Annotated in this window: 11 protein-coding genes and 1 pseudogene; 9 read left to right on the top strand and 3 right to left on the bottom strand. The window is 35.5% G+C overall.

Annotated elements, in window-relative coordinates:
* Positions 1–242 precede the first annotated feature (242 nt).
* Both GZ63_RS0111965 and GZ63_RS0111960 read right to left on the bottom strand, forming a co-directional pair.
* Positions 243–1592: an aspartate kinase gene (locus GZ63_RS0111965; RefSeq protein WP_029269852.1), complete on the bottom strand. Its 1350-nt coding sequence runs from the start codon at positions 1590–1592 to the stop codon at positions 243–245.
* 162 nt (positions 1593–1754) lie between these two features.
* Positions 1755–1997 carry a DUF2627 domain-containing protein gene (locus GZ63_RS0111960; RefSeq protein WP_029269850.1) on the bottom strand — a complete coding sequence of 81 codons (243 nt, stop codon included), beginning with the start codon at positions 1995–1997 and terminating at the stop codon, positions 1755–1757.
* Positions 1998–2131: 134 nt separating this feature from the next.
* Between GZ63_RS0111960 and GZ63_RS0111955 the strand changes: the two genes are divergently transcribed.
* The 9 genes and pseudogenes from GZ63_RS0111955 to GZ63_RS18745 all read left to right on the top strand — a co-directional run.
* Positions 2132–3901 carry a sigma-54 interaction domain-containing protein gene (locus GZ63_RS0111955; RefSeq protein WP_029269848.1) on the top strand — a complete coding sequence of 590 codons (1770 nt, stop codon included), beginning with the start codon at positions 2132–2134 and terminating at the stop codon, positions 3899–3901.
* 165 nt (positions 3902–4066) lie between these two features.
* The gene (locus tag GZ63_RS0111950) at positions 4067–5161 is read left to right on the top strand and encodes a Glu/Leu/Phe/Val family dehydrogenase (RefSeq protein WP_029269846.1); all 1095 of its coding nucleotides are present in this window, start codon (positions 4067–4069) and stop codon (positions 5159–5161) included.
* A gap of 362 nt (positions 5162–5523) precedes the next feature.
* Entirely contained in the window at positions 5524–6945 is a 1422-nt protein-coding gene (gene lpdA / locus GZ63_RS0111945; protein WP_029269844.1) for a dihydrolipoyl dehydrogenase, read from the top strand.
* A gap of 110 nt (positions 6946–7055) precedes the next feature.
* Positions 7056–8048, top strand: a complete 993-nt coding sequence (locus tag GZ63_RS0111940; protein ID WP_029269842.1) for a thiamine pyrophosphate-dependent dehydrogenase E1 component subunit alpha — start codon at positions 7056–7058, stop codon at positions 8046–8048.
* A 14-nt stretch (positions 8049–8062) separates the two neighbouring features.
* Positions 8063–9046 carry an alpha-ketoacid dehydrogenase subunit beta gene (locus GZ63_RS0111935; protein WP_029269840.1) on the top strand — a complete coding sequence of 328 codons (984 nt, stop codon included), beginning with the start codon at positions 8063–8065 and terminating at the stop codon, positions 9044–9046.
* A 22-nt stretch (positions 9047–9068) separates the two neighbouring features.
* Complete coding sequence (locus GZ63_RS0111930) at positions 9069–10322, top strand: dihydrolipoamide acetyltransferase family protein (RefSeq protein ID WP_029269838.1); 1254 nt, start codon at positions 9069–9071, stop codon at positions 10320–10322.
* A 96-nt stretch (positions 10323–10418) separates the two neighbouring features.
* Positions 10419–10850: a BrxA/BrxB family bacilliredoxin gene (locus GZ63_RS0111925; RefSeq protein ID WP_029269836.1), complete on the top strand. Its 432-nt coding sequence runs from the start codon at positions 10419–10421 to the stop codon at positions 10848–10850.
* 92 nt (positions 10851–10942) lie between these two features.
* Positions 10943–11773, top strand: a complete 831-nt coding sequence (locus GZ63_RS16765; protein WP_318842383.1) for an aromatic acid exporter family protein — start codon at positions 10943–10945, stop codon at positions 11771–11773.
* 43 nt (positions 11774–11816) lie between these two features.
* A pseudogene (locus GZ63_RS18745) lies at positions 11817–11933 on the top strand (hypothetical protein); the annotation flags it as partial.
* A gap of 21 nt (positions 11934–11954) precedes the next feature.
* Here GZ63_RS18745 and prli42 read toward each other — a convergent pair.
* A partial coding sequence (gene prli42, locus GZ63_RS17920) for a stressosome-associated protein Prli42 (protein WP_156947730.1) occupies positions 11955–12053 on the bottom strand: 99 nt, incomplete at its 5' end.

Here is a 12053-nt window from a genome sequence, read left to right as displayed (position 1 = left end):
CGGCTGACTCCAGCGGGAACAGCACGAGTCTGAAGACCCCGCGTGAAGTGGTTTTCTTCCGAGGAGGCTAAGGCCGTGCCCGCGGAAAGCAGCCGCCTGCAGAGCAAGTCAACGGGATTACTAAATAAGTATAAATCGCACGGAAAAGTAAAATAAAGAAGTTCGGGAGTTCCATCTAGAGACGGGACTCCCGAACTTTTTTACATTTACTGGGGTTTTGTCCCAGTCTTATTTTTTATTGATTATTTACCAAAATATGCATCATACAACGATTGAATTGCCCGGTCAATTCCTTCAGCTTGTATTCCAAACATCATCGAAACTTCAGATGAACCCTGATTTATCATTTCAATATTGACATTAGCTTCTTTTAGGGCTGAAGTGGCTTTTTGAGCGATCCCAATTGTACTATTCATTCCTTCACCAACAACCATGATAATTGCTAAATCACGATGGATAGACACTGTATCCGCTTGTAATTCTTCTTTTATTCTTTTAAGTATTATGGGTTCCTTTTCAGGTGTCAGTTGATCATCACGGATAATAATGGACATATCATCAATTCCCGAAGGTGCATGTTCAAATGAAATCATTTCATCCTCTAAAATACTAAATAACTTTCGTCCAAACCCTAATTCACGGTTCATTAAATATTTGCTGATATATATGCTACTAAAACCAGTGTCGCTGGCTATACCTACAACACAGTTCTCTAAAGACTCTTTTTCCGCAACAATCTTTGTTCCCGGGGATTGTGGATTATTTGTATTTTTAATAGCTACAGGAATTTTTTCATTGAATGCAGGTATTAAAGCTTCATCGTGAAATACAGAAAACCCTGCATAGGAAAGTTCACGCATTTCTTTATAGGTTAACTTTGTGATTTCTTTTGGATTATCAACAATATTAGGATTCACTGAAAAAACCGAGTCCACATCCGTAAAATTCTCATATAATGCAGCTTTTACTCCTGCCGCAACAATAGAGCCGGTTATATCTGAACCCCCTCTGGGGAAAGTTGCAAGATTTCCTTCTTTTGTATACCCAAAAAAACCAGGTATAACCAATATATCTGATCTTTCCCTAAGTGCATAAAGATTGGAGAAACTTTCCGGTAATATTCTAGCCTCGCCCAGCTCATTACTAACCATTATTCCAGCATCTTTTGGATTTATATAATTTGCTTCTAGGCCAATATGTTTAAGATATTCACTGACAATTTTGGCTGAACTATCTTCTCCAAGTGCTTTGATAGCATCGAATTTAATTTCGTCAGAAAGATTTCTCGATAACACGTTATTAATCGAATGTTCAATATCTTCCAGGACGGACAATGGTATATTTAATTCTTGAATAATTTCTTCAAAACGTTTCATTATTTTGTCCAAATAGTCTTTATACGTTTTATTTTGAAGATAAGCATGACCCAGATCTATTAGCATATCGGTAATTTTAATATCATTATTATTTCGTTTTCCTGGAGCTGAAACAACAACTATTTTTCGCTCAGGATCACTTTTAATAATACCCCCTACTTTTTGGATTTGAGTAGCACTCGCAACAGAACTGCCACCGAATTTTACTACTTTCATTGTTACACCTCTCCATATACTTTTATAAAATCTAATGTTTTTTAAATAGTATCACAAATGTTACATAACTGTTAGTGTTTTCTTTCAATTCAGCTAGACTCTTTTTTTAATTTTGTACTTTTTTTGCCTATAGACAAAATAAAAGTGACTAATCGCCACTTTTTATTTGTGTTTCTTTTGATTTTTCTTCTTTACTAATTGTCTTTTTCGATCTCTATGTACGATAAAGCCACCGATAAAACCAAGTCCGATTAAAAACAGGATGAGTCCTACTGTAAATTGGATACCAACATGGACGAAAATCGGATAAAATTCATCAAACAAAGAATCGCGCATAAGTTTTATACCAAAAGCAGAAATAACGCCTGGAATAAATAATACAAGTACAGCAAAAATCCGAATCATATCATATTCCCCTTAAGTACTAATCTTTAGATAGTATAACAAACCTTGCTTAAAATAGAAATGAATCAAGATTTGCTTAAACCAACGTATTATCGTATGATTGATACGTGCAAAATTTTGCAAGGTGGGATGATATGAAACGTGTGCTTATTATTGGCGTTAACAAAAATGAGAGCGCTTTATTTAACCTGCTATATACTAGTGATCAATTTAAAATAATAGCTGCTATCGCTCAAAATAAACAAGAAAATGTATGTAAAGTAGAACGTACATATAATATTCCTGTAGATACGGAATGGCAAAATTGGATAAACGAAGACATTGATATTATAATTGAAACTACAGGCGATTCACATCTGCTTGCGTTACTTTCAAATGAACGCCAAAAACAAACACTGATTATACCCGAACCTCTTACAAGAATTATAATTGAGTTACTTGAGGAAAAAATGACGCAAACAATTAATAACAAACTAACCCAAGTAATTCATCTAAAGGAAGAAAATACGGATTTAAAGAAAATAAAAACAATGTTAGAGGCCATTATTCATTCATCAGAAGAAGCGATTAGTGTTGTTGACGAGAATGGTACAGGGTTAATGGTTAACCCAGCATATACAAAAATTACCGGGTTAACAGAAAAAGAAATCATTGGAAAACCAGCATCTACTGATATTTCTGAAGGAGAAAGCATGCACTTCAAAGTGCTGAAAACAAGACAGCCAGTTCGCGGTGTACGTATGAAAGTTGGTCCAAATAAAAGAAGTGTTTTAGTAAATGTTGCTCCAGTGATAGTCAATGGAAAAATTAAGGGAAGTATAGGTGTACTACATGATATTTCAGAAATTCAGATATTAACAAGCGAATTAAAAAGGGCTCAAAAGATCATTCGCAACTTAGAAGCAAAATATACTTTTGATGATATAATAGGTTCTTCTCCTGAGATGAAACTGGCCATCGAACAAGCTAAGGTTGGAGCTAGAACACCAGCAACTGTTTTATTGCGTGGAGAATCAGGTACAGGAAAAGAATTGTTTGCTCATGCTATTCACCATGAAAGCGTTAGAAAACATAATAAGTTCATTAGGGTGAATTGTGCAGCTATTGCAGAGACGCTTTTAGAAAGTGAATTATTTGGTTATGAAGATGGAGCTTTTTCAGGAGCAAAATCAGGTGGCAAAAAAGGATTATTTGAAGAAGCAAATAATGGCAGTATTTTTCTAGATGAGATAGGCGAGCTTTCTTTAAATATGCAAACCAAACTTCTTCGATTTCTTCAGGAAAATGAAATTATTAGAGTTGGTGGTACAAAACCAATACAGATTAATGTAAGAGTGATTGCTGCTACGAATACTAATCTGGAAAAAGCAATTATGGATAAAACTTTCCGTGAGGATTTATATTATCGTTTAAATCGCCTTCCGATATTTATTCCTTCTCTTAGAGAGCGCTTGGATGATTTACCAGATTTAATTTATCATACCATTGAGAAATTAAATCTGGAATATGGCAGAAATGTTCGCTCCATATCAGATAAAGCCTTACATAATTTAAAACAACATCGTTGGGATGGCAATATTAGAGAATTGGAAAACATAATTGGACGAGCAATGATTTATATGGGTATGAACGAAGAAAGGATTAAAACTAAACATATTTTTGATTATGTAAATCTTTTGTCAAAAACAAAAGATCCGATTGATTCACAAGTTTCAAGCATCGATAGGCTCTCATTACAACAAGCTACCGAACAATTTGAAAAAGATTTCATTGCCAGTGCATATAGAAGAAATAATTTTAACAAAACAAAAACAGCCAGTGCGTTAAAAATATCCATTAGAAATTTATACTATAAGATAAAAAAGTATAATATTGAAAAAAGTAACATGCAACACTTTTCATAAATGAAAAAAAATGCACACACTAACTATACATTAACCAATAAAAACAAGGGTTAAATATTGGCACAATCGTTGCAATGGAAATATAAACATACATTCTTCCTTGCGTAAATTACAATTAATTTTTTAGATTATGAAATATATACCACATTCTTAGGGGGATAAAAAATGGAAATATTGAGTTATATGGAAGAGTCTGATTATGAGCAAGTCGTTTTTTGTCAGGATAAAAATTCTGGACTTAAAGGAGTTATAGCTATTCATGATACCACGCTTGGACCTGCGCTAGGCGGGACTAGAATGTGGACGTACAATTCAGAAGCTGAAGCGATTGAAGATGCTTTGAGATTAGCAAAAGGAATGACTTATAAAAATGCTGCCGCTGGATTAAATTTAGGCGGAGGGAAAGCGGTGATTATTGGTGACCCTAAAAAGGATAAAAACCCTGAAATGTTCAGAGCATTTGGCCGTTATATCCAAAGTCTAAACGGTCGATATATTACAGCTGAAGATGTAGGAACAACGGTTAATGATATGGATACAATCCATTTAGAAACGGATTTTGTAACTGGAATATCAGCCGAGTCTGGTTCCTCAGGTAATCCATCACCAATAACTGCTTACGGTGTATATATGGGAATGAAAGCAGCTGCAATGGAGGCTTTTTCTAATGACTCTTTAGAAGGAAAAACAATTGCAGTACAAGGCGCTGGAAATGTTGCATATAATCTATGTAAATATCTGCATAAAGAAGGTGCTAACATCATTGTAACTGACATAAATAAAGAAGCGGTTAATCGGGTTGCAGAAGCTTTCGGTGCTCAAACTGTAGATCCAGAAGCCATCTATGATGTAGATTGTGATATATATGCACCGTGTGCGTTAGGCGCAATAATTAATGATGATACTATTCCAAGAATTAAAGCGAAGGTTATAGCGGGATCAGCAAATAATCAGTTAAAAACAAATGAACATGGCGATATGCTTTACGAAAAAGGAATAATTTATACTCCTGATTATGTCCTAAATTCAGGTGGAGTTATCAACGTAGCTGATGAGTTAATAGGATATAACTATGACCGGGCAATGAAAAAGGTAAATACAATTTATGATAACCTAACAAAAGTGTTTGAAATTTCCAGACGTGATAATATTCCAACATATGCTGCCGCAGACCGGATGGCAGAAGAAAGAATTGAATCGGTAAAAAAATCCCGAAATCAGTTTCTAATGAATGAACATCATATTTTAAGTCGAAAGTAAAACTTTAGGGGAATTTTAAAGCAAATACCAGTCATTTTGCACCAAATTCTCGAGATTACCACTATTTATTCTAGCTTAACCTCAATATAAGTCGTTGATCATGAAGGCTTTGTCATTTAAATCATATTATTGATCAACATTTGGCAAATAGCATACTAGGGCATTTATGATATCTAAACTGGATGCTGTAGTATCCTGCTATAAATATAAAAGTAAGCGAATGATGTGTATTGCTGTTATAATAGTATACCTGGTGCAAATATATTACAAATACTTATATTAGATGTTTTGAGGGTTTTACATAATAGAGATATACAAAAAAAGTAACCCTGCGACTCAAGATATGAAGGAGCGGACTATGTATGTCAAAGGAATATGACCTTGTTGTTCTCGGTGGGGGGACAGGCGGATATGTTGCTGCTATACGAGCTTCACAACTGGGTTTGAAAGTAGCAATGGTAGAAAAAGAGAAACTAGGTGGCACTTGTTTACATCGTGGCTGTATCCCCTCAAAAGCGTTATTACGCAGTGCAGAGGTTTATAAACAGACAAAAGAAGCAAGTAATTACGGTATTTACACGAAAGAAACAAATTTTAATTTTACGAAGGTACAGGAACGAAAAGACAAAATTATTGATACATTACATCAAGGTGTCCAAGGGCTTATGAAAAAAGGGGAAATTGATGTATTTGAAGGATACGGTCGTATTTTAGGACCTAGTATATTTTCTCCAATGCCTGGAACGATTTCAATTGAATATGAAAATGGTGACGAAAATACAATAATCGTTCCAAAAAATGTACTGATTGCAACTGGTTCAAAACCCAAAACATTACCTGGTCTAGATATTGATGGTACAGCAGTATTGAGCTCTGATGAGGCTCTTCAAATGGAAGAACTTCCTGCTTCCATCATTATAGTTGGTGGCGGTGTGATAGGTATTGAATGGGCCTCAATGTTAGCTGATTTTGACGTCAAAGTTACAGTTATTGAATACGCAGACCGAATACTGCCAACAGAAGATACGGCTATATCTAAGGAAGTTGAGAAATTATTAAAAAAGAAAGGTATTACCTTTGTTAAGGAAGCAAAAGTGCTACCAGAAACCCTATCAAAGGGAGACGGTATTACAGTTGATGTAGAGATCAATGATAATAAAAAATCCTTTAAAGCAGAAAAAATGCTTGTATCCATTGGGCGAGAAGCAAATACAAGTAATATCGGACTGCAAAACACGGAAATTGTTATCGATTCTGGATTTATTCAAACGAACAACTATTATCAAACAAAAGAATCACACATCTATGCCATTGGTGATGTAATCGGCGGGATGCAGCTTGCACACGTCGCTTCCCATGAGGGGATCATCGCAGTCGAACACATTGCTAATCAAGAGCCATTTACACTGAATTATAACACTGTCCCTACATGTATTTATTCCAACCCTGAGGTTGCAAGTGTGGGAATGACAGAACAAAAGGCAAAAGAAGCGGGCTTTCATATTAAGATTGGTACATTTCCTTTTAAAGCAATTGGAAAAGCATTAGTTTATGGTGAAACAGATGGTTTTGTGAAATTTATTGCTGATAAAGATTCACAAGACCTTCTCGGTGTGCACATGGTGGGACCACATGTTACAGACATGATATCCGAAGCTAGTCTTGCTAAATTACTTGATGCAACATCTTGGGAAGTTTCCCAGGGTATACATCCGCATCCAACCTTATCAGAAATAATGGGTGAAGCAGCACTTGCCGTAGACGGAAAACAGATTCATGGCTAACAAAATGTTAGAACCTTGAAAAATACTGCCATTATTTTTAGAATCATCTTACCTCAAGATTGGTATTTATTTTCATTTTGAAAATAAACATTTTAAAGGAGGGACCCTTTATGACAAAAAATAGACATGACAAGCTAGGTTTAACAAATGAAGATGTACTGGAAATGTATAAAACAATGCTATTGGCTAGAAAAATTGATGAAAGAATGTGGTTGTTAAATAGAGCGGGTAAAATTCCTTTTGTGATTTCTTGTCAGGGACAAGAGGCAGCACAAGTAGGTGCATCATTCGCTCTAGATCGAAACAAAGACTTCGTAGCACCTTATTATCGGGATATGGGCATTGTTTTAACATTTGGAATGACAACAAAAGAACTAATGCTATCGGGGTTTGCTAAAGCCGAAGACCCAAACTCAGGTGGACGCCAAATGCCTGGGCATTTCGGGCAAAAGAAAAATCGAATTTTAACAGGTTCTTCGCCAGTAACAACCCAACTACCGCATGCCGTCGGAGTAGCATTAGCAGCAAAAATGGAACAAAAAGATTTTGTATCATTTGTTACCCTAGGAGAAGGTTCATCAAATCAAGGTGACTTTCATGAAGGTCTAAACTTTGCTGGAGTACATAAATTACCGGTTATTACTATGGTTGAAAATAATAAATATGCAATTTCTGTGCCGGTTGATAAACAGCTGGCATGTGAATCGGTTTCTGATCGTGCAACAGGCTACGGCATGCCTGGGTTCACAGTAAATGGAAATGATCCATTAGCCATATATGATGCTGTGAAAAATGCAAGAGAGCGAGCAGTGTCAGGAGAGGGCCCAACTCTAATTGAAGCAATTACATATCGTTTAACAGCGCATTCTAGTGATGATGATGACCGTTTATACCGTGAAAGTGGAGAAGTTGAAGAAGCAAGAAAAAAAGACTCTATCATTACATTTGCTGCTTACCTAAAAGATTTGGGAATTTTAACAGATGAAATAGAAGAAAAAATAAATACCGAAATTCGCGACACTGTCAATGAGGCAACTGATTACGCAGAAAATGCACCATACGCTGAACCTGAATCTGCTTTAAAATTTGTATATGAAGAGTAAGGAGTGGAGACTATATGCCCATAATGTCATATATCCAAGCGATTACAACTGCATTAAAAGAGGAAATGCAACGTGATAATAAAGTATTTGTTCTAGGAGAAGATGTCGGGAGGAAAGGTGGAGTTTTCCGTGCCACAGAAGGGTTGTACGATGAATTTGGTGAATATCGTGTTTTAGACACACCTCTAGCAGAATCTGCCATTGCTGGTGTTGGTATCGGAGCAGCAATGTATGGAATGCGACCAGTAGCAGAAATGCAATTTGCTGATTTCATTATGCCTGCAGTTAATCAGATTATTTCAGAAGCTGCTAAAATTCGCTATCGTTCTAATAATGATTGGAATGCTCCTATAACAATCCGTGCTCCGTATGGAGGTGGTGTTCACGGTGCATTATATCATTCGCAGTCTGTTGAGTCTGTTTTCGCCAATCAACCAGGATTGAAGATTGTAATGCCTTCAACTCCATACGATGTAAAAGGATTATTAAAGGCATCCATTCGTGATAATGATCCAGTACTTTTCTTTGAACATAAACGAGCCTATCGTTTATTAAAAGGCGAAGTACCTGATGATGATTATGTTTTGCCAATTGGTAAAGCTGATATCAAAAGAAATGGTACAGATATAACTGTCATTACGTATGGTTTATGCATTCATTTTGCCATGCAAGCTGCTGAAAAATTAACTGAAGAGGGAATTGACGTACACATTTTAGATTTAAGAACAGTATACCCACTTGATCAGGAAGCAATTATAGAGGCAGCGAAAAAAACAGGGAAAGTGTTATTAATTACGGAAGATAATAAGGAAGGAAGCATTATCGGTGAAGTGTCAGCCATCATCGCTGAAAATTGTTTATTTGATTTGGATGCACCCGTACAACGGTTAGCAGGACCCGATATTCCATCTATGCCTTATGCACCTACAACTGAAAAGTTTTTTATGGTGAATCCGGACAAAGTGGAAAAAGCAATGCGAGAACTTGCTGAATACTGATCAAATGAAGGAGGCACTAACGATGGCCGAAAAAATTAATATGCCTCAACTAGGTGAAAGTGTAACAGAGGGGACGATTAGCTCCTGGCTTGTTAAGGAAGGCGAGCATGTTCAAAAGTACGACCCAATTGCGGAAGTGATGACAGATAAAGTAAACGCAGAGGTGCCATCCTCTTTTACCGGGACGATAAAAGAACTCGTTGCACAAGAGGGAGAAACCATAGCTGTAGGCGACCTAATGTGTTACATCGAAACTGGAAATGAAGCAGACAATAAATCAAGTGATACAAACACACAAAAAGGTGCTGAAAATACATACGTCAAGGAAAAAACGCAATCAGATAACCAAAACAAATCAATGAAAAAACGCTATTCACCAGCTGTATTAAAATTATCACAAGAACATAACATCGATTTATCGCAAGTGGATGGCACTGGACGTGGCGGCAGAATCACACGAAAAGATATTGAAAAAATAATTTCTACAGGGGATATACCAAAAGAAAATAAAAGAACTGACGCTGATAAAGCTTTATCGAAGCCAGCACAAGCACCTTCAATACCATTAACACAACAAGGAGATATAGAGATTCCTGTTAAAGGTGTGCGGAAAGTTATTGCTGAAAATATGGTTATGTCCACAACAGAAATTCCTCATGCATGGATGACTGTTGAAGTGGATGTTACTGATCTTGCTGTCTATCGAAACGAAATAAAAAACCAGTTTAAACAAAAAGAAGGGTTTAATTTAACATTTTTTGCGTTCTTTGTTAAAGCTGTTTCACAAGCATTAAAGGAATACCCACAATTAAATAGTATGTGGGCAGGAGATAAAATCATACAAAAAAAGGATATCCATTTATCTATTGCAGTAGCAAAGGGTGAAGAATTATTTGTTCCAGTCATAAAACATGCCGATGAGAAAAGTATAAAAGGGATTGCGAAAGATATATCCGAATTGGCCATGAAAGCCCGTTCAAATAAATTAACTTCCGAAGACATGCAAGACGGAACATTTACAGTTAATAATACTGGTTCTTTTGGCTCTATTCATTCAATGGGGATTATTAACCATCCTCAGGCAGCAATTTTACAAATTGAATCTATAGTCAAAAGACCTGTTATTATCAATGATATGTTCGCAGCGAGAGACATGGTTAATTTATCCTTGTCTTTAGATCATCGTGTATTAGATGGGCTCATTTGCGGTAAATTCTTAGCTCGTGTCAAAGAGATATTAGAAAATATGAATAAACAAACATTAAGTATTTATTAATAAAAATACAGTTTTTCCAAATTGTAATTTACAGATAAAATTGATAAGCTAAATATATGTTTCAATTATATTAAATATAAGGGGATGGAAATTTACATGGATTTTAATCTATTTATGAATGACGTAGTAGATGTTGCGCGCAAAGATATAACAGCTGCTGGCTATGAAGAACTAACCAATCCTGAAGATGTAGAACAAGCCCTTACACGCAAGGGAACTACATTAGTAATGATTAATTCTGTATGCGGCTGTGCCGGTGGTGTTGCTAGACCTGCAGCGGCAAATGCAATACATTATGATAAACGTCCAGATCATTTAGTTACTGTATTTGCTGGGCAAGATCGTGAAGCCACTGAAAAAGCACGTACATTTTTTGGAGATTATCCACCTTCTTCCCCGTCTTTTGCCTTTTTGAAAGATGGAAAGATTGTTACTATGTTAGAACGTCATGATATAGAAGGATTTAGTGCGATGGATGTAGTTGGAAAGCTTCAAAATATTTTTGAAGAGCACTGTGAAGAAATATAATAGTTGAGAAACAAGAATTATTAGGCTGTCTCCATTCTTAACGGACGGCCTATTTTTCTTCTAATGCTATTATTACAAAGGGGATTTTAAATGTGAAAATTGGCTATCGAACAATTAAGACAGCTATTGGAGCGCCCATTGCTATTTCGATTGCTCAATTAATAGGTTTAACAAATTTTGTCTCGGCTGGAATTCTAACCATTTTATGCATCCAGCCATCAAGAAAAAAATCTGTTTTAAGTGCTTGGCATCGATTTGCAGCATGTGTTTTGGCAAGTCTTTTTTCTTTTATCTTCTTTGAATTCATAGGCTATAATCCAATTGCTGTTGGAATAATGCTAGCCTTTTTCATTCCAGCGACAGTTTTATTAAAGATCACACCTGGGATAGCAACAAGTTCTGTTATCATTTTAAATTTATACAGTGCTGAATATATGTCTTATTCCTTTTTATTCGATCAGTTTTTAGTTATTTTGATCGGTGTAGGGGTTGGGTTACTTTTAAATCTTTATATGCCAAGTTTAGATAAACAATTAAAAGAGAAACAAGAACGCCTGGAAAAAAATTTTCAAATTATTTTATATGAAATTGCTTTATACATAAAAAACAAAAATGAAAATTGGAATGGGAAAGAACTGACAGATTCAGAAGATATACTGCAGGAAGCTCTTGACTTAGTAGATCTTGATAAAGAAAACCATTTACTTCGTGACCAGCATCCTTATTACGATTACTTTATCATGCGAGAAAAGCAATTAGCACTTTTAGGGCGGATGCTTCCACTTGTAACTAAACTTCCTGACAAAGATGTAATATCTGAGGAAATAGCGGAGTTTTTCATTAAACTGTCAGAAGCTGTTCATCCAGGAAATACAGCAATCGTTTATTTGAATGACCTAAATAATATAAGAAAAAAAATTTGATGAAAACAGCTTACCTGTTACACAAAAGGAATTTGAAACAAAAGCAAATTTATTTCGCTTGTTGCATGAAATTGAAGAATATTTAATCCTTAAAAGAAAATTTAAGGAAAGCGATGTTTCTATATTAAGAAAAACAAAAAGGACTGGAACAACTTCATGACGTCCAGTCTTTAAGCGTATATTATAAAAGAAAAGCTAACCCTGCTGTAATGGATGATAGAAACATTGCAAGAATCATTAAATATATTACAAATTTTAATCTTCTTTCACGTTTTGATTT

The organism is Virgibacillus alimentarius, assembly GCF_000709085.1.
GTDB lineage: Bacteria > Bacillota > Bacilli > Bacillales > Amphibacillaceae > Virgibacillus_B > Virgibacillus_B alimentarius.
This window is presented reverse-complemented; position numbering and strand designations above follow the sequence as displayed.